Genomic DNA, 24519 nt, shown 5'->3' with positions numbered 1-24519 from the left:
AAGGCCGGGCCTTTCATTAACGACCTGATTAATCAGCCAGGTTGTCGATCTCTGCGGATCTGTGCTTGCGCAACAGATACAGCAGCAAAGATACCCGCCGCTCGGTGCGTTCCGGGGTATCCGGCGGCAGGTTGTAGCGCAGGGTGTAGCGCTCGTTATTCTCGTTGCAAAAGTCGATGACGAGCACGGGAGCAGAGGCCCCCGCTACTTTTCGATAATTCAGCGAGATGCACGACAGGTTTTTTTTCATCTCAACTTACCGCGACAGTGCGGCGGGTTGATTCGGCAATCCGCCCCACGCCGGCGCTCAGCGCGGCGCCCAACAGCAGCATCAACAGCGAACCCCAAGCGGCGCGCGACAGCTGTTTGGCCGCTTCGTCGGCCGCTTCACGCGCTTTCTGCTCGGCCTCGGCCTTGAGTTTTTCCACTTTCTGCACCGCCTGCTGGTAAGCCTGAGCATAGTTATCGACGATTTGGCTCGCTTCATCGCGGCTTTTGCCGGTGCGCGCCGCAACGATATTCACCAGCGCATCCTTGTCGGCGGCGCTCAACGTCGGCTCACCGGACTGCTTGACGCGGTCGAACCACTGCTTGAGCTCGGAGGCGGCCTGCGCCGGATCGGCAGCCGCGTCCATGGCCGATTGCTTGCCGTCGGCGGTCGCCCTATCGGCCTTCTGTTCCAACCGAGCCGGATCCAGTTCCGGCTTGCCGGTCTGCTTGAGCGTGGCGTTCAACTGGTTTTCCAGGCTTCCCCAGTCAAGGCTGATGCCCTTTTTATCCAGCTGTTGCTTGAGGCCTTCGCCCACGTTTGGCGCCGCCGCCGCCAGGCCGCTGCCCGCCAGCGAAAGCCCTTTGCCCACCGCGCTGCCCGCCAGCCCCACCACGCCACTCGCCAATGAAACCACCAGCCAGGTGGTCAGCAAGGTGGTGATCGCCCAGCTCAGCAGGCCATGCAAGCCGCCGCGGTTCGGTGCGGTGCGGCCGGCGACGAACGCGCCTGCGGCCAGCGACGCCAGCGTTGAAACCAGCAGCCAGATCCCGGTGCCGGTGCCAAAGCCGCTCAGCGGGTTACCCTTTTGCATCATATCCACGGCCTGGGCGCCGATAGCCGTGCCCAGCACGCTGAAGATCAGATAAGTCACCAGCGCCACGGCACTCCCGGCCAATATCGAGCCCCATGACACCTGAAACGCAAAGCGATTTGATTCATAGACAGTGGTCATCGTTGTTCCTTATATTTTCTGGACAAGTGATTGCACGCACGGCGGATAACCGCGCAGACAGATGCAGTCTGCCGCGCGGCGTCGTCGGCCGTCCCGGTTCATTTGCGCCAGAATGACTAGTGCATTCACACCCTGCGAATACGCACGTTATGCACTAAGCTGCTCAGCGAGTAGCGTAACCCGCGGCCCCGGTCAGAGGCCGCTCCCTTCAGTCTAGCGGAGAACACATGAGCCAATCCGTCCTGGCCAGCGAAACCCACCGCGGCCACCTGCAGCAAATCATCTCCGGCTTGTCCGACGGCGTGATCCTGACGGATACCGATCGAACGCTGCTCTGGGCCAACGAGGCCGCGTTGGCCATGCATGGCGTGAGTCATCAGAAAGCCCTGGGGGCCAATGCCGGCGAGTACGCGGCGCGTTTTGCCCTGCGCTATCGCAACAATCATCCGCTGGCTTTGGAACAGTATCCGCTGAACCGGGTTGCCGATGGCGAGACCTTCACCGATGTGGTGGTGGAGGTTCGGCAGGCCGACGATCCGAACAGCTTCTGGGTGCACCGCCTGCGGAGCCTGATTATCACCGATGCGCAGGGGCAACCGGAGCTGCTGGCGCTGATCCTGAGCGACGCGACGGAGTGGGCCAGCGCCGAACAGCGCTTTGAAAAAACCTTCAACGCCAATCCGGCGCCGGCGGTCATTTGTCGGCTAAGCGACCTGCGCTACGTCAAGGTCAATCAGGGGTTCCTCGATATGACCGGTTACCAGCGTGAACAGGTCATGGGCCGTTCGGTTTATGAACTCGACGTTTTGGAACAGGCGGAGCACAAAGATTTGGCGATACAGCGCCTGGGGGAAGGCGCCACCATTCCGCAAATGGAGGCCGAGCTGAAACTGCCCGGTGGCGGAAGCAAGCTGGTGGTAGTTGCCGGCCAACCGCTGGACATCAATGAAGACGACTGCATGCTGTTCACTTTTACCGATCTCGAACCCCGGCGCCAGGCGGAATCGGCGCTGCGGGAAAGTGAAGAGCGGTTCGCCAAGGCATTTCGCCTGAGCCCGGTGCCGACGTTGCTGTGTACCGCGCACGAGCGGCGCGTGCTGGACGTCAACGAAGCCTTCACCCGCACCACCGAGTACGACGCCGAAGCCTTGATCGGCAAGACGATCGATGAGATCCCGTTTATTGACGATCCCGAGGCGAACCGCCGTTTGTTTGCCGCGCTGGAAAAAAGCGGCAACGTCGAAGGGCTGGACATCCGGGTGCGCAAGAAAGGGAGCGAGTCGATCGACTGCGTGGCCTCGGCGGATGCCGTCAGCATCCACAATGCGCCCTGCTACCTGCTGGTGCTCATGGATATTACCGAACGCAAACGCTCGGAGCTGGAGCTGGTCAGCGCCATCGAAGAAGTGATGCAGGACGCCTCCTGGTTCAGCCAAACCCTGATTGAAAAACTGGCCAACGTGAAAAGCATCAACCGGCCCGACCAGGCCGGATTGACCGCCAGCGATCTCACGCCGCGCGAGCGCGATGTGCTGGAGTTGATTTGCGAGGGGCTGCCGGACAAGAAAATCGCGGCGCGTCTCAATCTGGCGCTCAACACCATTCGCAACCATGTCGCGACGGTCTATTCCAAGCTTGGCGTGCACAGCCGTAGCGAAGCCATCGTCTGGGCCAGAGAACGCGGGCTGTTTACCGGCGGGCTGGCCGCCAGGAACGGCAAGTAGCCTGCAAATGCACTATCCGCACCGATGCAAACGCCCCTTATAGGCACAAAGTGAAGTGCATAACATGGAGGTGCAAATGCAGGCTTTCGCCCTGTGCGGAAGCCAAACGGATCGAACCTTAGGAGCGCATCACAATGAACAGCGAAAAAGCCAATGGCATGATGGAAAAAGTGGCGGGCAAGGCGCAGGAAATGGCGGGCGACGTCACCGGAAACCCACGTTTGCAGGCCGAAGGCGCCACGCGCTATGCAGCGGGCGCGCTGCAAGAAAAATACGGCGATGCCCTGAGCTGCGCCGGCAGCATGATGAAGAAAAATCCCCTCGCCGCATTAGCCCTCATTGCCGGCGCTGGCCTGTTGACCGGCCTGCTGCTGCGCCGCCGTTGATACGCACCGGCGAGCAAACCGCTTTTCCCTGAACGCCGCGCCCGGTTAACGACAACCGGGCGCGGTGCTATCGGCCAACGGGCAATGCCGTGCGGGCATATGGCCTTATCGATTTATTCATCCGTTACGCCGACAATGATGATTAACGGCTATTCAGCGGCATCGGGTTATTATAGCGAAACGGCGATATCCCTCATGGAATAGACGGGATTCTTTTTCATACCGTCGCACGCCGCCTTTACTCACTGCTTAACGACAGCCATTTTATTTTCCTCGCGTACTCCTGATTTTTATCGTCTTCTCAACCCAAACCCATCGGCGGTTATTTACGGTCTTGATGCAATAAATCGGCTTACCCTCAACATCATTAAAACCATCAGGTTAAAATTCGACTCCATTCGTCAAACTGGGTTTATCCTCCTCTCCATTAAATGTTAATATTGCTGCATTGCGCGCACGGAGAAATAGCATGTTCCCCACTAAAAAACATTCACAGCGGGCCACCCCGCTGACCAGCTATCAATTTTCCCGGCTGCATACTTTCGAATGCGTCGCCCGTCATTTATCTTTTGCGCTGGCGGCGCAAGAATTGTCGATCACCCCCAGCGCCGTAAGCCATCGCATTAATTTGCTCGAAAAGGAGTTGGGTTTTCTGCTATTCCAGCGCTTTCATCGCAGAATTACCCTGACGCCGGAGGGCGAGCGCATGCAATGGGCGCTGGACAGCTCCTTCAACACGCTGAATCAGGAAATTCTGGACATCAAGAATCGCGAGCTGACGGGCACCCTGACCCTCTACTCGCACCCGTCTCTGGTGCAATGCCTGCTGCTGCCGCGCATCGGCGACTTTATCGCCCAGCACCCCACCATTCACCTCAACATTCTGACCGGGCAGGAGATCATCAACCTGGCCAACCGCGGCGTGGACTTGGCGATGTACTTCGGCAAACTGCCCTCGGGCCGGCATCTGGACGAGGCCTTTATGCAGGAATCGATGGTGCCGATCTGTACGCCGCAGTACGCCGCCGCACATAGCCTGTACGATGCGCCGGAAAATTTGGCCCACTGCACGCTGCTGCACGATCGCTACAACTCCGGCGAAGACGAGTGGCAAACCTGGTCGCAACACTTTGCGCTGGGGCTGGATACCGACAGCAAGAGCATGGAGTTCGACCGCTCCGATCTCGCGGTGCTGGCCGCCACGCGGCACCTTGGCGTCGCCATGGGGCGGCTCAATCTGGTGCAGGACTGGATCAAAAGCGGCGAGCTGATCATTCCGTTCACCGACATGACCGTGCCCTGCGAGCACTGCTATTTTACCTCGACCATCTCCGAGCGGCAGTGGCCGAAAATCCTCGCGTTTAAACAGTGGATCATGAAAATCGCCCCTCTGGTCTGATGGCCAGAGGGTTAGCGCTCTATTTTGGGGGAATAAGAAAAATTCAGCGCGCAGGCGTAGAGCCGGCCGGCCTTTGAATAAGAGATATATTTGCGGTTTTTATCCCAGGCCAACAGGGCATTATTGGCAAAATAATAAACCTCCAATTGCATCCCATTAGCCAACCTCGACCAGCCTCGGCTTCTTATCACGGTAAAATCACCGTTGTCGCTGAGCGTAATCAGCGGCACGCCCCAGGCATAGCGGGATATTTGCAGCTGAATAATGAATTGGCTTTCGCAGCTTATTTGGTAGTTTTGTACATCAACATCCATAATTTATATTTTGGGTGCCACCCTTCTGTCAAAATAAATAAGATAAGAACAACTCACCACGATTAATCCCAGCACGATCAGCACGGCACCCAATACAAACTCAATTTGCAACGGCTCGCCGAGAATGACGCCCCCCGCCAGGATGCCGAATACCGGCGTCATAAAGGTGAGAATGCCCAGCGAGGAAGCCTGATAACGGCGCAGCAGCGAAAACCAGATCAGGTAGCTGAAAAATGACACCACCACGGTCTGGAACAGCAGGCTGTACCAGGCCACCGGGCTCAGGGTGAAATGCAGGTTTCCCGTCGCCAGCGCCGGCAACGACAACAGCACACAGGCGCCCGTCAACTGAAACAACAGCGTCTGTTTGGCCGGGCACTCCGCCAGGCGCGTGGTGCGGATCACCAGGGTAGAAGCTCCCCAGGCGATCCCCGCCAGCAGGCCGTAGAGATCGCCTTTCAGCCGTTCGGCTCCGCCGCTTCCCTCAGCCATGCCCGATATGGCCAGCACCACGCCGCCAAAGGCGATGAGCATGCCCAGCCACTGCACCGGCGACAGGCGCTCCTGAGGAAGGAGAAAATGCAGGCCAAGGGCGGAAAACAGCGGCGCGGTGTACAAAAACACCGCCATATGCGAGGCGCTGGTGTAACGCAGCCCTGCGGAGACAAAAAAGAACTCCAGCGCGAACAATGCCCCCACGCTCAAACCGGCGCACAGCGTGGCGCGATCCCAGGTGAAGCGCTCGCCGCAGCCGCGCGCCAGCAGGTAAACCGCCAGCGCGGCAAGACCCGAGCGAATGGCGATTTGCAGCACCGCCGACACATCCGGCTCGGCGGCCTTGATTGCCACCTGTTGCATTCCCCAGATGGCGCATAGCATCACCATCGTGGCGGCAGCCCTGCCGTCGATTCCGATTCTCGCATTCATAATAGAGTTCTCGCCGCCGTTGAAATAATAACGGGCTACCGTCGCGTTATTCTTTATACACCACGATTTCCTGGTAAAGCTTAATAACTTCACCGTCGCTGTCGACGGAGTCGGTATATTCGGTTTGCTGCGCCAAATGAATCACCTTCCATCCTTTTCGCGCTAATTCAGGGATCGTCAGGCGCCCCACGTCGCGGCAGGTGAACAGGGTATCATCCGACAACCTAAGCTTGCTAACCTCTGCATAATCATAGGCTTGAGAATGACAAACGTGCGACTCCGCCGCCATCGCCGGCAGTGAAAACAGCCCCACTAATAACATTAACAGGTTTCTCATGGCGACCTCCCAATCGCTTATTCATGCCGGCCGATTACGCAGACAAAGGCTGACGTTAATACGCCGGCGAAAGACTCAAATTTATTATCTCTTGCACGGATGAAATTACAGGCTGGCGCCGGTGACTGACAAATGAAAAATATAAACCTTGGCGTTAGATGAATTCATCCGAATCGAGAAACATGAACAGCGGCCCTTTGCACCGCACGGAATGGTCAAAAACCGGCCAATAATTAGCAAGAAAAGTAATTCTTTATGTCACTGTTTATGTTAAAAATGCCGCCCGCCGCTAAAACACCAAAAAAACCGTCAAAATGCGTGAAAACGCAGCGTTCTGCGCAAAACATCGGCTTGGCGGCGCTGATGGGGCGGTCATACATAAAACAGGGATAACACATGGCAATCAAATTGCGCGTATTGACTCAAGCGGTGGCGCTGGGTCTGGCGATCGGCAGCGCGTCGTTCGCCGCTCAGGCGGAAATCACCCTGCTGAAGCAGGATCCGCAGGCCGGCGATCCGCTCAGCCGCCTGAACTTCACCGTTGGCGGCAGCATCCGTCCACAGTTCAACAACATGACGGGCGACGGCGACAAGGGTTCCTACAAGCGTAACGGCTTCGACGGCGGCACCCGCTTCCGTTTCGCGGCGGACTACTACCTGTTCGACGATATCAGCTGGATCAGCTACTACGAGCTGGGCGTGAACATTCCGGCGCTGTTCGACTGGGATCACCACTATGCCGACGGCGCGAGAAACACCAGCCGCCGCATGCTGTACACCGGCCTGAAAAGCAACACCTGGGGCCAGATGACCTTCGGCCAGCAGAACAGCGTTTACTATGACGTGGTGGGCGCCAAGACCGATATCTGGGACTACGACATGTTGGCCCAGGCGCCGGGCAACGGCATCAACGGCGACTACGACGGCTCTTACCGTTCACGCAAGATGCTGAAGTACAAGAACCGCTTCGGCGATGCGGACGTTTATGCCTCGTACCTGTTCAGCGACAGCGACTACCTGCCGGGCAACGGCCTGCGCTATAAGCGCAAAGGCGGCGGCTCACTGGGCGTGGACTACCACATCACGCAGGATCTGACCTGGGGCACCGCCTGGAACTACACCCGCGCCGAAATGCGCAATCCGTCCACCAGCGGCAGCAAGAGCTACGATCAGCACATCGTCGGCACCGCCCTCAGCTGGAAACCGGACAACTGGACGCTGACTTTCGGCGGCGGTTACTACCACGACTTCCTGACCACCAAGAAAACCGACATCAACAATTACTTCGCCGGCGATGCCTGGGGTATCGAATACCTGGCCGGTTATACCGTGCCGGTGGGCCAGTACGCGGTGAAATCGGTAATGCCGTACTTTATGGGCGATCGCCTGGAATACGTCACCGGCCGCAACTACCAGCGCATCGACAACGGCCTCGGGGTGACCGTACAGTTTGACTACGGCTTCCGCGTTGACGTAGAGCACGTGCTGACATCGAGCACCGACAACCTCGGCGATATGACCGTGGTGCGTCTGCGCTACGATTTCTGATTGTTCCGCACGTAAAAAAGGCCGCGCAAGCGGCCTTTTTCGTTATTGAAGCAGCGTCAGAAGCCGCCGCGCGCCGAACGCCCTACCGCTTCGCCCAGCTGCCATACCGCCATGGCGTAGTGGGTGCTGTGGTTATAGCGGGTGATGACGTAGAAGTTCGGCAGGCCGTACCAATACTGGTAGCCGGTGCCGACGTCCAGCCGCAGCAGGCTGGCTTCCTGATTGTCGCCGAGCGAACCCTGCGGGCTTAGGCCGGCTTCCGCCAGCGCAGCGACCGAGTAGCGGGTCTTGAAGCCGTTTTCCAATCCCGGCGCCTGGCCGTTGGCCTGAATCGCGACCGGCTCGCCTTTGGACCAACCGTGCGCCTTGAAGTAATTGGCCACGCTACCGATGGCATCGACCGGATCCCACAGGTTGATATGACCATCGCCGTTGAAGTCGACCGCATAGCTCTTGAAGGAAGACGGCATGAACTGCCCATAGCCCATCGCGCCGGCGAAGGAGCCGCGCAGTTCGAGCGGATCGTCGCCCTCGGTACGCGACATCAGCAGGAAGGTTTCCAGCTCGCCGGCGAAGTAATCGGCGCGGCGCGGGTAGTTGAAGGCCAGCGTCGCCAGCGCATCGATAATGCGGGTTTTACCCATTACGCGACCCCAGCGGGTCTCCACGCCGATAATCCCCACAATGATCTCCGGCGGCACGCCGTACACCTGCCAGGCCCGCTGCAGCGCATCCTGATATTGATTCCAGAACACCACGCCGTTTTGCACGTTATCCGGCGTGATGAACTTGTTGCGGTAGCGCAGCCAGGAACCGTTCGGGCCGGTAGGCCCCTGGGTAGACGGTTTCGGCGCCTGCCTGTCCATCAGCCGCAGCACCGAATCCAGGCGCCGAGCCTGCGCCAGCACGTCGTGCAGCTGCTGTCGATCAAAGCCATGTTCCCGCACCATCTTATCGATAAAGCGTGCGGTATTCGGGTTATTGGCGAAATCTCCACCCAGCGGCGCGCCGCTGTGCGCCGGGCTCAGCAAAAAGCCGCCCTTTACCGGGGTGCCCTGCGGCGTAGCGGTGGTACTGGGTTTCGGCGTGCTGCTACAGGCAGCAAGCAAGGTAATCAGCGGTAAAAGCGCAACCAGGTGACGCATCGGATATCCATATAGCCATGCAAGAGATAAGTGGGAGTTATGTTAATGCATTGTTCAACGCGAACAAACAGGATTATGCCGCCAATTACCGCGCCAGGTAGCCAAACGTGCCAAATTGTGACGTTTTGCACGGTGAGAGAACGCCCGGCGCGGCCGCGCGGAATCTCAACCGCGACTAAATGAGAAAAATTATCACCTTGACGCCCCCTTTTACCCCGATAAAATGCCCGGCTGCTTGCCACCCGGCTATCGCCGCAATGATCACGACAATGGACTGTGATGGAATCTCTCGGACAACTCACCAAAGACCTGTACCGTGGGCGCATCTCGCGCAAACCCTTTATTTTCTCGCTGGCGATCTTCGCCGTTGGCATCGTGCTGCTGTCGTTTCTGTCGACCTATCTGGACAAAAACCATTTTCGCGCCCATGCGCACGGCGATACCGAGGAATTCGTCTCGGTGCTGCTGTATCTGCTGTGCATCATGGTCTGGGCGCTGTTCTGTTTCGGCCTGGTGGCGTGGTTCATGGCCAAAACCGCGTTTCGGCTCAACGATATCGGCCTGCCCGGCTGGGCGCTGGCCGTGGCGTGCTATGTTTGCTCGGTGCTCAACAACTACTCCCCCGGCCCGGTGGCGCGCTGGCTGCCGCTTTTCAGCCTGGCCGTCATGATCTGCGCCCTGCTGTTGCCGCCGGGCGGGCTGCGCCGCAGGCCGGGCGGCGACGCTGACGATTAACGCAGCTGCACCACCTTGTTCGCGGCCGGTTCGGCCGCCGTCAGCCTGCCGCTGACCTGGCTGATGCCGCCGCCGCTGTTATGGGACACCACGGCGATCGGCAAACGCCGCAGCTGCCGGGTCAGCTCGGGCGTGATATAGCCGATGTGGGTGTTCTGTTGCTGTTTCCGCCAGCGGCCGGCCGCCCTGCGACGGGAGAAATACTGGTTGTATTTAGCCCAGGCGATCAGCGTGACGGCATTGAACAACGCCACAATGATGTACAGCGAGATCACTTCCAGCAGCGACAGGGCGGAGCCCACCCCGTGCTGATCCATCACCGACATCAGGCCGCGGCTGAACAGATAAAGGAAGCCGCACCAGGCGAAAAGCGTCAGCAGGCTGTCTACCACGCGCGGCAGCAGGCCGCGTTCGGAATAAATCAGGACGTCCGTCATTCTTTGATCCTCCCAATGCCCCGATCGGGGCTGATCCAGCGCGCACGCCCGCGCCGAGCTTTCAACATCACTTTGGAAAACGCCACCAGCGTGGTCAGCAGGCTGAGCAGCCAATACACCAGCGGATACCAGATGATCCAGAACAGCGAGCGGCCGAAGCCCTTCTCATAGCGCTTCTCCAGCAGCAGGCTGACGGTGAACTGCAGCAGGCACACCACGCCCAGCACCAGCCCGGTAAACGCCGGCGTCAGCAACGAGTGAATGCGGATGCCCTCCGGCAGCGGCACCGCCAGCCCAACCAGGAAAATCAGCACGCTGACCAGGTAAGTGAACGCCCACAACGTGGAGAGGCAATACTCGGCGAACAGCAGCCACATATGCCGGTGCTCCCAGGCCCACAGGTTGCGCAGGTTCTTTAAAAACACCTCGGCGCCGCCCTGCGCCCAGCGCAGGCGCTGCTTCCACAGCCCGCGCAGGGTCTCCGGCATCAGGATCCAGCACAGCGCCCGCGGTTCGAAGAAGATAGCCCAGTGCTTGAGCTGCAGTTTCCAGCTGATGTCGATGTCTTCGGTGATCATGTCCTGGCTCCAGTAACCGACATCGGTAAGCGCTTGCTTACGAAACGCGGCCACCACGCCGGAGATGGTGAACAGGCGGCCATAAACGCGCTGCGTGCGCTTGATAAGGCCGATGATCGACGAAAACTCACCGACCTGGATGCGGCCGATCAGGGTGGAGCGCGTGCGGATGCGCGGGTTGCCGGTCACCGCGCCGACGTGCGGATTGGCCAACAGCGGCGCCACCAAATAGGCCGCCGCATCGCGATCCAGCAGCGCATCGCCGTCGATGCACACCAGATACTCGCTGCGCGCCGCCGCCGCGCCCGCCTGCAGCGCGATCGCTTTGCCCTGATTTTGCGCCAGATGGATCACCCGCAGCCGGGGGAACTCCAGCGTCAACTGGTCCAGCACCTCGGCGGTGTCATCGCTGGAGCCGTCGTTGATGGCGATCACTTCGATATTTTCATAGCGCTGCGCCATCGCCGCCGAAATGGTTTCACGCGCGTTCAACCCTTCGTTGAAACAGGGGATCAGCACGCTGATCGACGGGTTGCCCGGCAGCACCGGCGCGGGCATGTCCGGGCTCCAGCGCCAGTGGCGCTCGCGGTGCAGCCAGAAATAGATGCCGCCGGCGATCCAGATGCCGGACATGAACAGCGGCCAGAAGAACACAAAGTTGAGCAGCACTTCGCCGGTAAACAGCAGGACGATGCCGAAAGGCACGCTCAACACCAGACACAGGATGAATAAGGCAATTAAACGATCGGTCATGGCAGTGGGAACCAGGCTGAGGACAACACCGGGCGAACGGCATCCAGCTTAGGCCGATCGTCGAGGAAGTTGTCGGGGTAATAACCAAAGCTCTGAGCGCCATTGCGCTGCAGGCGACGCATCCATTCGGCCAGCAGTTGACCGTCATCCAGGCTTATCCGGCGCTCCTTGCGCCAGTCGACGGCCTGCAACTCAAACACCGTTTTATCGAGCGCGCCGGGGTAAGCGGCCACTTTGCCCACCAGTTGATCCAGCCAGCGGCCGCTGTCGGCGCGCGGCACGTTTTCCATCAGCGGCATCGCCATCGGCGCCACCCAGTCGTAGGCCTGCAGGAAATCCGCCAGATTCTGGCCGAACCAGGCTTCGCTGGCGGGATCGAGCACCGGCATCGCATAGATGTTGCGCGCGGTTTGCACCTGCGGGCCGCGGATCGCCCGCACCCGCTCGGTCAGCGACTGGGTAAATTCGATCAGCGCCCGGCTCTTGAAGCGCGTCCAGCGCGCCATCGCCTGCGGATCCTGGCGTATCGCCGCCACCGAATCGGCGAAGCCGGCCTGGCGGTAGGCCGCAACGGCGTCGGGGCCGGCGTCCTCGAAGTCCGACAGCAGGGCATCGTCGTGGAACAGGATCCCTTTGAAGGTGGCGTGGGCCGCCAGATCCTCGTAGATCTCACCGATGCGCTGGCGCGCCACCGGGCTGAACGGCGACAGGCGGCGGTACTGCTTGTCGTCTACCGACAGCTGCCCGCTTTGCGGATCGAGGCGCTGTACGCGCGGCACGTCAGATCCCAGCTCGAACGCCAGCACCGGCATCCAGGCATACACGGCCACGCCGGTGCGCGAAGAGAGCTGCCAGGAGACCCGGTTGAACAGGTCGGCCTTCATCGGCAGCCAGCGGTTGGGGAAATAGAGCTCGCGCACGTTGCCGTCGCCTTTTGGATCGGCGAACGCCTGCAGGAAAACGGTATTGATGCGCAGGTCGTAGATGCGCTGGATCAGCTTGTCGAGGTTTTTGGCCTGCTGCTGCGGATCGGGATCGTAAAGGTAGTCGAGATCGACGTGCGCCACCCGCATGATCTGCCGGTTCTGTATCTGCGTCAGCTGCTGGGCGAAGCTCGTCAGCGACGGGTTGCCGGCCACCAGCATGCGCGGCACGTTCTCAGGCGCGTTGACGTCTGCCAGCCCGTTCTCCAGCGTCAGCGCCATGCGGTAACCGTGCTTGCGCGCGATGTCCAGCGCCACGCCGCCGGCCGCGCCGTACGGCCAGACCCAGACGCGCGGCGCCTTGCCGGTGGCGGCGGTGATGCGCTGGGTGATCAACGCCACGTCCTTCTCGATGCGTTGGCGATATTCCGCCTCGCTTTCGTAGCGGCCCTGCTTGGCGTCGTACAACCGATTGGCGACCGCCGGTTCGGTATTGCCCTGCGGGTTAGCGATGCCGCCGTAATGCGAAGCGTAGGTGTGCGCGCCGATCTCCACCAAGCCGGAGTCCGACACTTCCCGCACCTGCTGCCAAGTGAGGAAGCGATCGCGCGGCGTCATCAGGCCGCCGAAATCGACCGGCTTGTCGGCCGGCGCATCCAGCCAGACGCCGACCGGCGCCAGCACCGCCGGCCAGTTGTAGGCCTTCAGCAGCGGGAAGACCCGGCTGTAGAAGCTGCGGTAGCCGTCGTCGAAGGTCAGCAGCACCGCCTTGTTCGGCAACGCCGGGCCGCCGTTTTGCGCCTGCAGGATCTGCTCGACCGACACCGGCTGGTAGCCGTTTTGCTTCAGCCAGGCGAACTGTTCATTGAGCGCGCTGGTGCGCACCGACATGTAGCGCTGGTCCGCCGCGCCGTCTTCCACGTCGTGATACGCCAGCACCGCGTAACGGTTGGCCGGCCACGGGCGTTCCATCGGCCCCACGGGCCGCTCCGCCGGCGGCGTGAAGCGCGGCACGTCCGCCTGGCTGCAGGCGGTGGTCAGCAACGCGGCCAACACGAAAAGCGAAGATCGAATAAGCATGATTATTCCTTTAAAAACGATAATTCAGATCAAACGTCACGCCGATGTTCCGCTCGCGCTTGCCGTCGTAAGGATGCTTCTCAAACTGCAGCATCGCGCCGGCGTCCAACACCCCGTTCCAGCTGATGCGCTGGCCGTAACCCAGCTGGGTGATCGGCTTGCGCGCATAGTCCCGCTGCCAATAGCTGCCGGCGCCGGCCTGGAACTGCTGGCTCCACTCGGTCTGATAATGGCGATACAGGGTGTGATCGAGCGTTAACGACGGCAGCAGCGTGAAGTCGCGCTTCGGGTTGTAATACGGCACGTTCTCCTGGCTGTTGCGGCTGCCGGACAGCGTCAGGTTCATGTCCAGCCGATAACGGGCGCCGGCGAGCAGCCGTTGCCGCCCTTCCAGGCCGTATTCCAGCCGGTTGTTGCCGTCCGAGAAGTGCGAAGGCGCCACGCTGGCGCGCAGCTCGCGGCTTTCGTTCTGCTGCCAACGCAGCCACAGGTTGCCGCCGTTGGCGCTGATGCCGTTGGTCAACGCGCGCAGCGGCGTCTCGGCCGACAGGCGCGCCACCGAACCGCCGAGGCGCCATTGATCATTCAGGTCATACCAGGATGAAAGGCGCAGGCCGAGCTCATTGCCGTGGCCGTAGTTGCGGTTGGCCACCTCGGCTTCCAGCCACAGATCGCGCGAGCGCCACTCGGCGCCGGCGCTGAGATCGCGGTTGATGCCCTTGCCCTCGTCGAACTGGCCGGTGTTGAATCCCCAGCCGGTGAACAGCCGCCAGTTGTCGTCGATCGGCGGTGAATAGAGCGCAGCGTGAATGCCGAAATCGTGGCTGCCGCTGACCGGCCCGTCGGAATCGATGCCCTGATTGCCGCTGATGCGCAGTTCAGACATGTGGTGAATGCGGCGCGAACGCTCGAGCTGCTGAGCGGCGACGCTTTCCGGCGCGCGTTGGATGACGTCGTCGGCCAGCAAATCCAGCTGCCGCCACTCCTGCAATTCCTGCGCGACATAGCCCTGCTGGATCTCCAACGGCAGGCTGCGCGGCTCCAGCCCTTCCACCTGCTTCAACTCGTCCTCGGCGCGGCGCGGCCAGCCGCGCGCCAAATAAACGCTGGCCAATGAGATGCGCAGCCCCTGATTGCCCGGCGCCGTGCGCGCCAGATGGGTCAACTGCCGTTCGGCCTCGGCCAGATCGCGTTGATAAACCCGTGACTGCGCCAGCAGCGATTGGCCGACCAGCCAGTCATCGTTGTAGGCCAGCGTCGGCAGCTGGTACAGGCGGGTCGCGTAGGGATAGCGCTGGCTGACGCGCTGCGCCAGCAACGCCGCCCGATCGATGCGTTCGTCCTCCGCCTGCGCGTAAAACAGATCGGTTTCGTCTTCGGCGGTCACCGCCTGCGGCGCGGCGGCGTTCAAGCGGCTGAAAATGGCCTGCGCCTTGTCCGGCTGCTGCAGGTAGAGGTAGGCGGACGCCGCCCAGCGCTGGGCATAATCCGGCACCGTGCGCCCTTCCGCCTGCAAGGTTTGATACTCGCTCACCACATCGGCCATGCGATAACGCGCCAGCAGCGCGCCCAGGCGATCGATACGCGCCTGCTGGTAGCTGTCCTGCGCCTCCGGCAGCGGCCGCCACTGCGTCAGCAGTTGGTCATAGCGCGCCAGCGCGCGGTCGGCGATGACGAAGCGTTCCTGTTCGCCACGAGCATCGATAAACGACAGCCGCACCAGTTCGGCGGCTTCATCCGCCTGCAGGCGCCGCTGCTGCGCGGGCGGCAATGCCAGCCCCTGGCTTGCACGCAGCGCCGGATCCGCGACCCGGTTCGCCGCCAGCAGCGTCACGTAATAAGCCTGAATGCCGGCGTCGGACGGCGCCAGCGCACGGGCGCGGGTCACGTTTTCCAACGCCGCCCAGCTGCGGCCGGCGGCCTGATCCACATAGGCGCGCGTCAGATACCACGTCGCCGGTTCCAGTAACTTCTCCGCTTTGGCCGCTTCCGTTTGCGCCTGCGCATCCCGCCCGGCATCCGCCAGCGTCATCACGTAGCCACGCTGCAGGCCGCCGTCGGCGGGAGCGAGCTGCAACGCCGCCCGCCACAGGCGCAGCGATGGTTGCCACTGCTTAAGATTGCGGTAGGCGCGGGCCGCCGTCGCCAGGCTGCCGCTATCCCGCTGCAGCGCGGCGCCGTCGGCACGCCAGAGTGCGACCACCTCTTCGTCATGACCGGCCCAACCGGCCACCTGGATATAATCGGCTCGCTGCTGCAGGCTCAACCCCTCCCGAGCGCGCCGCTGCGATAAATACGCCAACACCGGCGCGGTATCGCCCGATCTGGCCTGACGGATCAGCGCGTCATAGCGCTCATCCGCCAGCGCGGCGGCCGGCAGGGATAAACCGATAAACAGCAATGACGCCGCATATTTGGTGACGTGGCGTTCGGTAAAGCGTAATGAACGCGAGTTAACTTTAGGCACGAGGTATTCCTTTAATCCGTGAGCTGCTGTCCTGGCAGAGTGCAAATGCGAGCAGGCACCCGAAAAGTCGGCTAGAGCCGTCGGGTAATAAGCATGGAGTAATGAATATTTCTGTCTGGCGCAGACATAAAGAGAATCGAATGCGCCTTTGCCTAAAAAGAGTATTTTATAAAGCTGCCGGTGAATACCGCAGCCAGGTGATATCTGCCTGAAACTGGAATTTCACAATTGTTAATAAGTGAAATAATAAAAATTAAACCACCACAAATCAAACACATGAACTTTTATCATGATCAATATTCTTATTTTCACCCTTCCGTGTGAAATTGTATAAAAACCGGCGTGATATTTGATTTTAATTCTCATTATCACCCATCAACAGGGATATTAATCCAAACACCTAATTAAATAATCTTCCTTCCCGGAAAAAATAATAAGAATATTGCTCACAAGGAAATTAAATTTGCCTGCTAATAATTATTACTTTCAATTTAAATTCCCCCACGGCTGCGTTCATGCTGGCTATCTTCCGGGCATGCCGTCACAATAGCGCCTCATTCAGGCTTCAATCAGGGATTGCCATGTACAGCCACTACCCCGCCCATTACACCTTCGATCGCGATAGCGACGCCTGGCAGATCGGTTTTCACGACTTCCCCGAGTGGCAATCTGCCTGCTATAAACGCGAAGACATCGAGCTGGAAGCGCAGGAAAGCCTGCTGGCCGCCATCGCCGCCGCGATGGACGAAGGGCTGCCCCTGCCCGCCCCTTCCCCTGTGCAAACCGATGATCTGAGAGTACATCTGCCGGCGCTGGTGGCGCTGAAGATCGAGCTGCACAACGCCATGCTGCGCAAAAACACCGGCAAAGCGGCGCTGGCACGCAAGCTAGGGTTCAACGGCGGGCAAATGGAGCGGTTGCTGGATATCGGCTACGCCTCGAAGGTTGAGGCGTTGGAGCAGGCACTATATCTGCTGGGCTACGAAGTGCGCGTGACAATAAGCGAAGTTTGCCAATAGGTTAGCGGCAGGTAAGCGAAATATTATCCAACGGGGCTAAATTTTCCCCGTTTTGCGCCGATATGATCGCTACCTAATCACTTGTCGCAACAACGAAGGCTAAAAATGGAGTGGAGTCGCCGTCATATTTGGGCCGTTATTCTGCTGTCTTGTCTCGTTTTTTGGGTCATTTTGGCGACCGGCATCAACGCCGTCGCCTGAGCGCCTGCCGCCGCATTGCAATACCTCGATTTTATAGCCCGCTGCGGCGGGCTACTTCCTGGCGCTTGCCCATAAAAAGCGTTATAAAACAGCCCTCACTGTGCAAAAAACAGCCAAAAATTGTGATCAAAAACACAGTATTGAAATCAGACCAGTATTGAGAGTACATTAGCGCCGATCCTGTCGCGGTTCGGATTTTACCTCACGGAGCATGAGGCGCGACAACCGGACAACCCGCGCTCGAGGACGTTGTTCTTTCGCTTGGAAGAATCCGCCCGACAAGCAGGTTGCCCATAAAATACTCAGCACAACAATCGGGATCATTGCTGGCGAGGACTCCAGACAGGAGTTGTTCAGTGAAATATTTTTTGATGGGCGTGTCATTCATGCTGGTTGCCTGGGTTGGCACCTTCATGTTGATGGTTGCCTGACAGCAGCCTGACCGGGAACACAGCCAAAGGGACGCGCAAGCGTCCCTTTGGCGTTTCGGCTAGCGATCATTTGCCCGGCATCATGCGGCGCAGGGTGTCGTCCTTGCGCAGATAGTGATGATACAGCGCCGCCAACGCATGCGCGCCAATGATAAAGTAGCCAACGTTTGCCAGCGTCTCATGCACCGTTTTGACCAGCCGGCGCATCACCGGATCCGGCGTCATCCACTGCGGCACCGGCCAGCCCAGCAAAGACCACGATTTTCCGCCGTAGGCCAGGGTTAACATGCCCAGCAGCGGCAACATCAGGAAGACCACGTACAGCAGCCAATGGAAGATCTTGGCGCCCACTTCCTGCCATTCCTCCAGCGGGGGCGTGATCGGCGGCGCAGCGCGGAAAGCGCGCACCGCCAACCGAATCAGCATCAGGGCAAAGACCGATACCCCGAAATTAAAGTGCAGATTTTTGACCACCGGCCCCCACGCCTCCGGCATCGAATCCTTCAGCAACATCGCCGAATAGGTGAGGATCACCAGCAGCAGCGTCAGCCAATGTAAAACGATTTGCGATCGCGCGTAGCGGTTGCTCATACACTCAGTCCAAAAAATAAAACTCAGCGTAGTCGAGCATAATGGGGAAATAATGAAGAAAACCTTGGGACGGAAAAAATAAGGCCGGGCGAACGCCCGGCCTGACAGGATTATTTGGCGCTGCCGCCTTTCCCCGGCTTCAGCAGCCCGTCCGCGCGGAACATCGCCTTGATGCCGCGCACCGCCTGGCGGATACGGTCCTGGTTCTCGATCAGCGCGAAGCGCACGTGGGTATCGCCGTAGTCGCCGAAGCCGATGCCCGGCGAGACGCAGACCTTGGCTTCCGCCAGCAGGCGTTTGGCGAACTCCAGCGAACCGAGGTGGGCATAAGGCTCGGGAATTTTCGCCCACACGTACATCGACGCCTTAGGATTTTCCACCATCCAGCCGGCCTCATGCAGCCCCTTCACCAACACGTTGCGGCGCTGCCGATACTGCTCGGCGATATCGCGCACGCACTGCTGATCGCCCTCCAGCGCGGCGATGGCCGCCACCTGCAGCGGCGTAAAGGTGCCGTAGTCGTGATAGCTCTTGATGCGCGCCAGCGCGCTGACCAGCTCGGGGTTGCCGACCATGAAACCGATGCGCCAGCCGGCCATGTTGTAGCTTTTCGACAGGGTGAAGAACTCCACCGCAATGTCTTTCGCTCCCGGCACCTGCATGATCGACGGCGCTTGCCAGCCGTCATAGACGATATCGGCATAGGCCAGATCGTGGATCACCAGCACGTTGTACTGCTTGGCCAGCGCCACCACCCGCTCGAAGAAATCCAGCTCCACGCACTGCGCGGTCGGGTTGGACGGGAAGCCGAGGATCATCATTTTCGGGCGCGGAATGGTTTCCCGAATGGCGCGCTCCAGCTCACCGAAGAAATCCACGCCGTCCACCAGCGGCACCGAACGCACCTGGGCGCCGGCGATCACCGCGCCGTAAATGTGGATCGGGTAGCTGGGGTTCGGCACCAGCACGGTATCGCCGTGATCGAGGGTCGCCAGCATCAGGTGCGCCAGCCCCTCTTTCGAACCGATAGTGACGATGGCTTCGCTTTCCGGATCGATATCCACCTGATAACGGTCGGCATACCAGCGCGAAATGGCGCGACGCAGGCGCGGAATGCCGCGCGAGGTGGAATAACCGTGGGTGTCGTCGCGCTGGGCGACGGCGCACAGTTTTTCCACGATGTGCGGCGGCGTCGGGCCGTCGGGGTTACCCATGCTGAAGTCGATAATATCCTCGCCGCGACGGCGTGCGGCCATCTTCAGTTCGGCGGTGATGTTGAATACGTAAGGGGGAAGGCGTTCAATGCGCGTGAAACGGCGCTGTGGACTGTTATCAGCCATAGGGGATTCCTCGATAGACGTTAGCGCCCGGACCGTCCGAGCGACGCTGGCCAGCGAACTGACCGAATATCGAACATAGCGCAGCGCCGACGAGCTTGTCGATACCCGGCGCGATATTTTTATTTGCCGCCCTGAAACTCCGCCGCCAGCAGCCCAAACAGCCAGTCGTCGCACCACTGCCCCGCCAGACGGTAGTTGTCGCGCAGCGTGCCTTCCAGCTGAAAACCGCACGACTCCAGCAGGCCGCGCGAAGCGAGGTTGCCCGCGGTCACGGTGGCGGTCAGCTTGTGAAAACCGCAGGCGTTCACCGCAAAATCCAGCACCGCCCGCAGCGACTCCTTGCCATAGCCCTTGCCCTGGCCGGCAGGCAAACTCCCGTATCCCACTTCCGCCTGCCGATACGGCACCCACTGCGGGCGAAAGCCGGTAACGCCCACCGCCTCCCCGCTGTGCTTCTCACGCATCACCAGGCACAGCCACTGCTCACCGTGTTTGTCCCAGGCCGGCAGCCGCTCCTCGAACCGGGCGCGGATCTCCGCTTCGCTGCGCGGATCGGAGATGTAACGGATCACCTCGGGATCTTGGTACAGGCGCAAAAACAGCGGCCAATCCTCGGCGGTTATCGACTGTAAGTACAGACGTTCAGTGACCAGCTTCATAAAATCTCCGAAAAACGAAAAAGAGGAACTTACGAATGAAAGATATCTCTTTATTTTCCCCGATTGGTTGCCGATAATCATTCACGTTAAAACCACAAAACCATAACGTCTTGCCCGATTCCCTACAACCGCTCGCCGCAGTCACTCACGCGGCACGAGGAGAACACCATGGCCTCTTTAGTCATCGACGATATTCCGCAGACGATCGTTAACGTCAAGCGCCAGCTGCGCCAGGCATTGCCGAACTACCGCGACGTATTTCTGGCGCTGGAAGAGAACATCCGCGGCCAGGTCGAACAGATCCGGCGCGAGCTGGCCGCCGGCCACAATCCGGTGCCGCAGATCGACGCGGAAGATATCCTGCAGCAGCGCGTCAGCGAGCAGCAGATAGCGCTGATCAAACAGCGCGGCGCCTGCGCCATTCGCGGCGTGTTTCCCCGCGCCAAGGCCGAGGGCTGGAACCGGGAAATCGGCGACTACCTCGAGCGCAACAACTTCGTCGAGCGGTTGAAAAACGCCGCCGAAGACAACTATTTCGGCAAGCTGGCCGCCAGCAAACCGCAGATCTACGGCATCTATTGGTCGAAACCGCAGGTCGAGGCGCGGCAGGATGCGCGCATGCATGCGGTGCAGGTGTTCCTCAACAGCCTATGGGCCACCGAGAGCAACGGCAAACAGCATTTCGATCCGACCCGCGTCGCCACCTATGCCGATCGTACCCGCCGCCGCCCGCCGAACTCCTCGTCGCTGGGTCTGTCGCCGCACGTCGACAGCGGCACCATCGAGCGCTGGCTGGACGAAAACTTCCGCTATGTGTATCGCCACGTTTTCTCCGGCGACTGGCAGCAGTACGATCCCTTCGCCGCCGACGGCCGCACCGAGGTGCGCGAGATAGCCTCGCCGGCGGTCTGTTCGATGTTCCGCACCTTCCAGGGTTGGACGGCGCTGACGCCGCAGCGCACCAATGCCGGCACGCTGAACCTGGTGCCGATCGCCAATGCCATGGCCTATGTGCTGCTGCGCGCGCTGCAGGACGACGTCGCCGACGACGATCTGTGCGATGCGGCGCCGGGGCGCGCGCTGTCGATCTCGGAAAAATGGCATCCCCTTTTATTAAGTGGGATTTCCCCTATTCCCGATCTGGAGCCGGGCGACACGGTATTTTGGCACTGCGACGTGATCCACGCGGTGGAGAACGAGCATAACGGCGAGTTCGACAGCAACGTGATGTACATCGCCGCCGCGCCGGGCTGCACGAAAAACGACGCCTATCTGCAGCGCCAGCTGCCGAGCTTTATCGACGGCAGAACGCCGCCGGACTTCGCCCCCGACGACTTCGAGGTGGATTTCGACGGCCGCGCCACCGTCGACCTGCTGACGCCGCTGGGCAAAGCGCAGCTCGGCATGGGCTGATCCCCCGCCCGTGGCGCGCGCCACGGGCCCCTTTCGCTGTGGTATACTGCCGCCATCCGTAGGCCGCAGCGAGAACCCGTCGTGCACCCTTTTTTTGAAATGCTGTTGGCGGTGTTTGATCGCGCCGCGCTGATGTTGATCTGTCTGTTTTTCCTGACCCGCACCCGGCTGTTCCGCCAACTGCTGCAAAAAGAAGACCATACGCCGCTCGAGCTCGGCATCGTCACGGCGATCTTCTCGCTGTTCGCGCTGTTCAGCACCTACTCCGGCATCAACGTCGAAGGGTCGCTGGTCAACGTGCGCGTCATCGCCATCATGGCCGGCGGCATCCTGTTCGGCCCCTGGGTGGGGATCGTCACCGGCATCGTCGCCGGGGTGCATCGCTATCTGATCGACATCGGCGGCATCACCTCGGTGCCTTGCCTTATCACCAGCATCATCGCCGGCATCAGCGCCGGCTACATCAACCTCAAGGTGAAAAAAGAGCAGCGCTGGCGCGCCGGCATCGTCGGCGGCATGCTGTGCGAATCCCTCACCATGCTGCTGATCGTGCTGTGGGCCAAGCCGACCGAGCTTGGGTTGGACATCGTGTCGCAGATTGCCCTGCCGATGATCCTCGGCACGGTGTGCATCGGCCTGATCGTGCTGCTGGTGCAGAGCGTCGAGGATGAAAAAGAGGTGATCGCCGCGCGCCAGGCCAAGCTGGCGCTGGATATCGCCCACAAGACGCTGCCCTATTTCCGCAACATCAACAGCGAATCGCTGGCCACCATCTGCGATATCATCCGCCAGGACATCCGCGCCGACGCGGTGGCAATCACCGATACCCACCAGGTGCTGGCCTACGTCGGCGTAGGGCGCGAAGCCTACCCGATCGGCCGCGAAGGGCTGAGCCGCGTCACCCGCGAAAGCATTCGCCACGGCAAAATCATCATCAAGAACAACCTGGAAAACCCGGCCGCGCCGCAGATCCATTCGCAGCTGGTGGTGCCGCTGTGGGAAAAAGGCGAAGTGACCGGCGCGCTGAAAATTTACTACTGCCACGCCCACCAGATCACCAACACGCTGAAGGTAATGGCGGTCGGGCTGTCGCAGATCATCTCCACGCAGATAGAGGTTTCCCGCATCGAGCATCTGCGCCAGATGGCGGACAAAGCCGAAATGCGCGCGCTGCAGAGCAAGATCAACCCGCACTTCCTGTTCAACGCGCTGAACGCCATCTCTTCCTCTATCCGCCTGAATCCGGACACCGCGCGCCAGCTGATCATCAATCTGTCGCGCTACCTGCGCTACAACCTGGAGCTGAACGACGAACTGATCGATATCCGCAAGGAGCTGCATCAGATTCAGGACTATATCGCCATCGAACAGGCGCGCTTCGGCGCCAAGCTGACGGTGATTTACGACATCGACGACGACGTCTCGGTGCGCATTCCCAGCCTGCTGATCCAGCCGCTGGTGGAAAACGCCATCGTGCACGGCATCCAGCCCTGCAAGGGTAAAGGGGTGGTGGTGATCGCGGTGAAAGATCAGGGCGATCGGGTGAAGATTTCGGTGAAGGATACCGGCCACGGCATCAATCAGGAAACCATCGACCGGGTGGCGCGCAACGAGATGCCGGGCCACAATATCGGCCTGCTCAACGTGCACCACCGCGTGTCGCTGCTGTATGGTGAAGGGCTGCATATCCGCCGCCTGGAGCCGGGCACCGAAATCGCGTTCTACATCAGCAAAAACGGCGGCAAGCTGCATCAGGAACCGAGCGCGCCGCCGGTCGGGGAGGCCTCATGAAAGCCATCATCGTGGAAGACGAATTCCTCGCGCAGGAAGAACTCAGCTACCTGATCAAGAAACACAGCAATATCGATATCGTCGCCAGCTTCGAGGACGGCCTCGACGTCCTGAAATACCTGCAAACCCACCAGGTCGACGCCATTTTCCTCGACATCAATATCCCGTCGCTGGACGGCGTGCTGCTGGCGCAAAACATCAGCAAGTTCGCGCATCGCCCGTCGATCGTGTTCATCACCGCCTATAAAGAGCACGCGGTGGAAGCGTTCGAGATCGAGGCGTTCGACTATATCCTCAAGCCCTATCACGAAGCCCGCATCGTCACCATGCTGCAAAAGCTGGAGGCGCTGCATCAGCGCCCCGCCGGCGCGGCGGAACCGGCCAGCGCGCCGAGCCGCGGCAGCCACAGCATCAACCTGATCAAAGACGAGCGGATCATCGTTACCGACATCAACGACATCTACTACGCCGCCGCCGATGAAAAGGTGACGCGGGTCTATACCCGCCGGGAAGAGTTCGTGATGCCGATGAACATCACCGAGTTTTACGGCCGGCTGCCGGAAGCGCATTTCTTCCGCTGCCATCGCTCTTACTGCGTTAACCTGGCGAAGATCCGCGAGATCGTGCCCTGGTTCAACAATACCTACATTCTGCGGCTGAGCGATCTTGAGTTTGAAGTGCCGGTCAGCCGCAGCAAGGTGAAAGAGTTTCGCCAGCTGATGCGCCTGTAAGCGCTTACCAGCGCGGGCCCGGACGGTAGTAATAGCCGGGCGGCGGCGGTGGCGGCATGCGGTAATGCGGCCGGTCTCGCCAGTCGCGCCGCGGCGGCCCGTAGTAAATCACCCGTGGCGGCGGGCCATAATAGTACCCGCGCGGGCGTTCATACCGGTGGTGATCGGCCCACCAGCGCGGATCGCGCCAGCGATAGCCGTCCCAGTAGTGGCCGCGATTATCGCGATCGCCGATATGCAACGACAGGCCCGGCACGTTCACGCCGATGGACACGTCGGCGTGGCTCGCCAGCGGCAGCGCCAGCAGCGCGGCCAGTAACAACAGCGTTTTTTTCATTTCATGGACTCCTGCAGAGCGGACCTCGTC

General features: G+C 60.4%; 24 protein-coding genes. 10 read left to right on the top strand and 14 right to left on the bottom strand.

All coding sequences use genetic code 11. From position 1 onward, the window contains the following. Positions 1–28: 28 nt before the first annotated feature. Both ACSBQQ_RS00520 and ACSBQQ_RS00515 read right to left on the bottom strand, forming a co-directional pair. Positions 29–250: a hypothetical protein gene (locus ACSBQQ_RS00520; protein WP_004936288.1), complete on the bottom strand. Its 222-nt coding sequence runs from the start codon at positions 248–250 to the stop codon at positions 29–31. A 1-nt stretch (position 251) separates the two neighbouring features. Next, positions 252–1223, bottom strand: coding sequence for a hypothetical protein (locus ACSBQQ_RS00515; protein WP_041036124.1), 972 nt, complete (start codon positions 1221–1223; stop codon positions 252–254). A gap of 227 nt (positions 1224–1450) precedes the next feature. On the opposite strand from ACSBQQ_RS00515, the gene ACSBQQ_RS00510 reads away from it, so the two are divergent. The 3 genes from ACSBQQ_RS00510 to dsdC all read left to right on the top strand — a co-directional run bounded on the left by ACSBQQ_RS00510 (position 1451) and on the right by dsdC (position 4732). Beyond that, positions 1451–2947, top strand: a complete 1497-nt coding sequence (locus tag ACSBQQ_RS00510) for a helix-turn-helix transcriptional regulator (protein ID WP_049233962.1) — start codon at positions 1451–1453, stop codon at positions 2945–2947. A 134-nt stretch (positions 2948–3081) separates the two neighbouring features. Beyond that, positions 3082–3333, top strand: coding sequence for a CsbD family protein (locus ACSBQQ_RS00505; RefSeq protein WP_033648096.1), 252 nt, complete (start codon positions 3082–3084; stop codon positions 3331–3333). Between the two features lie 469 nt (positions 3334–3802). Continuing rightward, positions 3803–4732, top strand: a complete 930-nt coding sequence (gene dsdC, locus ACSBQQ_RS00500; protein WP_039564894.1) for a DNA-binding transcriptional regulator DsdC — start codon at positions 3803–3805, stop codon at positions 4730–4732. Positions 4733–4743: 11 nt separating this feature from the next. Here the strand turns inward: dsdC and ACSBQQ_RS00495 are convergent, their stop codons facing one another. Genes ACSBQQ_RS00495 through ACSBQQ_RS00485 form a run of 3 tightly spaced genes read right to left on the bottom strand, consistent with a single transcriptional unit; the run spans position 4744 to position 6310 of the window. After that, positions 4744–5046, bottom strand: a complete 303-nt coding sequence (locus ACSBQQ_RS00495) for a hypothetical protein (protein ID WP_033648098.1) — start codon at positions 5044–5046, stop codon at positions 4744–4746. Positions 5047–5049: 3 nt separating this feature from the next. Beyond that, positions 5050–5973, bottom strand: coding sequence for a DMT family transporter (locus ACSBQQ_RS00490; protein ID WP_060427692.1), 924 nt, complete (start codon positions 5971–5973; stop codon positions 5050–5052). A gap of 46 nt (positions 5974–6019) precedes the next feature. Beyond that, complete coding sequence (locus ACSBQQ_RS00485) at positions 6020–6310, bottom strand: hypothetical protein (protein WP_033635408.1); 291 nt, start codon at positions 6308–6310, stop codon at positions 6020–6022. Positions 6311–6706: 396 nt separating this feature from the next. Between ACSBQQ_RS00485 and ACSBQQ_RS00480 the strand changes: the two genes are divergently transcribed. Continuing rightward, on the top strand, positions 6707–7858 hold the full coding sequence (locus ACSBQQ_RS00480; RefSeq protein ID WP_033648100.1) for a porin: 1152 nt from the start codon (positions 6707–6709) through the stop codon (positions 7856–7858). A gap of 56 nt (positions 7859–7914) precedes the next feature. On the opposite strand, the gene mltB is transcribed toward ACSBQQ_RS00480, so the two are convergent. Further along, positions 7915–9003, bottom strand: a complete 1089-nt coding sequence (gene mltB / locus ACSBQQ_RS00475) for a lytic murein transglycosylase B (RefSeq protein WP_033648101.1) — start codon at positions 9001–9003, stop codon at positions 7915–7917. Between the two features lie 279 nt (positions 9004–9282). Between mltB and ACSBQQ_RS00470 the strand changes: the two genes are divergently transcribed. After that, entirely contained in the window at positions 9283–9738 is a 456-nt protein-coding gene (locus tag ACSBQQ_RS00470; RefSeq protein WP_033648102.1) for a DUF805 domain-containing protein, read from the top strand. Here ACSBQQ_RS00470 and pgaD read toward each other — a convergent pair. From pgaD to pgaA, 4 genes are read right to left on the bottom strand one after another with little or no spacing between them, the layout of a single operon-like run. Beyond that, positions 9735–10175 carry a poly-beta-1,6-N-acetyl-D-glucosamine biosynthesis protein PgaD gene (pgaD, locus tag ACSBQQ_RS00465; protein WP_019453806.1) on the bottom strand — a complete coding sequence of 147 codons (441 nt, stop codon included), beginning with the start codon at positions 10173–10175 and terminating at the stop codon, positions 9735–9737. The two genes, ACSBQQ_RS00470 and pgaD, sit on opposite strands and share 4 nt — an antisense overlap. After that, positions 10172–11506, bottom strand: coding sequence for a poly-beta-1,6-N-acetyl-D-glucosamine synthase (gene pgaC, locus ACSBQQ_RS00460; protein ID WP_033653713.1), 1335 nt, complete (start codon positions 11504–11506; stop codon positions 10172–10174). Before pgaC ends, pgaD begins: the two co-directional genes overlap by 4 nt. Continuing rightward, complete coding sequence (pgaB, locus tag ACSBQQ_RS00455; RefSeq protein ID WP_033648104.1) at positions 11503–13509, bottom strand: poly-beta-1,6-N-acetyl-D-glucosamine N-deacetylase PgaB; 2007 nt, start codon at positions 13507–13509, stop codon at positions 11503–11505. Before pgaB ends, pgaC begins: the two co-directional genes overlap by 4 nt. Positions 13510–13519: 10 nt before the next feature. Continuing rightward, positions 13520–15976 carry a poly-beta-1,6 N-acetyl-D-glucosamine export porin PgaA gene (gene pgaA / locus ACSBQQ_RS00450; RefSeq protein ID WP_072269656.1) on the bottom strand — a complete coding sequence of 819 codons (2457 nt, stop codon included), beginning with the start codon at positions 15974–15976 and terminating at the stop codon, positions 13520–13522. A gap of 581 nt (positions 15977–16557) precedes the next feature. Between pgaA and ACSBQQ_RS00445 the strand changes: the two genes are divergently transcribed. Together ACSBQQ_RS00445 and ypdK are read left to right on the top strand one after the other, a co-directional pair. Further along, the gene (locus tag ACSBQQ_RS00445; RefSeq protein WP_033648105.1) at positions 16558–16995 is read left to right on the top strand and encodes an antitoxin HicB; all 438 of its coding nucleotides are present in this window, start codon (positions 16558–16560) and stop codon (positions 16993–16995) included. A gap of 557 nt (positions 16996–17552) precedes the next feature. Next, positions 17553–17627, top strand: coding sequence for a membrane protein YpdK (gene ypdK, locus ACSBQQ_RS00440; RefSeq protein ID WP_099782600.1), 75 nt, complete (start codon positions 17553–17555; stop codon positions 17625–17627). 66 nt (positions 17628–17693) lie between these two features. Here ypdK and ACSBQQ_RS00435 read toward each other — a convergent pair whose 3' ends face one another. The 3 genes from ACSBQQ_RS00435 to ACSBQQ_RS00425 form a co-directional block, all read right to left on the bottom strand. Then, on the bottom strand, positions 17694–18218 hold the full coding sequence (locus ACSBQQ_RS00435) for a cytochrome b (RefSeq protein ID WP_033648106.1): 525 nt from the start codon (positions 18216–18218) through the stop codon (positions 17694–17696). A 110-nt stretch (positions 18219–18328) separates the two neighbouring features. Then, positions 18329–19558 (bottom strand): alanine transaminase, encoded by a 1230-nt coding sequence (alaC, locus tag ACSBQQ_RS00430; RefSeq protein WP_039564884.1) that lies wholly within the window; start codon positions 19556–19558, stop codon positions 18329–18331. A 119-nt stretch (positions 19559–19677) separates the two neighbouring features. Next, a complete protein-coding gene (locus ACSBQQ_RS00425) occupies positions 19678–20217 on the bottom strand; it encodes a GNAT family N-acetyltransferase (RefSeq protein WP_060388088.1) in 540 nt (179 codons plus the stop codon). A gap of 168 nt (positions 20218–20385) precedes the next feature. Here ACSBQQ_RS00425 and ACSBQQ_RS00420 point away from each other — a divergent pair, with 168 nt between their 5' ends. The 3 genes from ACSBQQ_RS00420 (at position 20386) to ACSBQQ_RS00410 (ending at position 24152) form a co-directional block, all read left to right on the top strand. Beyond that, positions 20386–21630, top strand: coding sequence for a DUF1479 domain-containing protein (locus ACSBQQ_RS00420; RefSeq protein WP_043147787.1), 1245 nt, complete (start codon positions 20386–20388; stop codon positions 21628–21630). 99 nt (positions 21631–21729) lie between these two features. Then, entirely contained in the window at positions 21730–23421 is a 1692-nt protein-coding gene (locus ACSBQQ_RS00415) for a sensor histidine kinase (RefSeq protein WP_033635418.1), read from the top strand. Then, the gene (locus ACSBQQ_RS00410) at positions 23418–24152 is read left to right on the top strand and encodes a LytR/AlgR family response regulator transcription factor (RefSeq protein WP_033635419.1); all 735 of its coding nucleotides are present in this window, start codon (positions 23418–23420) and stop codon (positions 24150–24152) included. Before ACSBQQ_RS00415 ends, ACSBQQ_RS00410 begins: the two co-directional genes overlap by 4 nt. Positions 24153–24156: 4 nt before the next feature. Here the strand turns inward: ACSBQQ_RS00410 and ACSBQQ_RS00405 are convergent, their stop codons facing one another. Next, complete coding sequence (locus ACSBQQ_RS00405; protein WP_033648110.1) at positions 24157–24489, bottom strand: DUF2502 domain-containing protein; 333 nt, start codon at positions 24487–24489, stop codon at positions 24157–24159. Positions 24490–24519 lie beyond the last annotated feature (30 nt).

The sequence above is a fragment of the Serratia sp. G204Y genome, assembly GCF_051172435.1.
Classification (GTDB): domain Bacteria; phylum Pseudomonadota; class Gammaproteobacteria; order Enterobacterales; family Enterobacteriaceae; genus Serratia; species Serratia sarumanii.
Note: the sequence above shows the minus strand (reverse complement) of the source record. Positions and strands in the feature narration are given on the sequence as shown.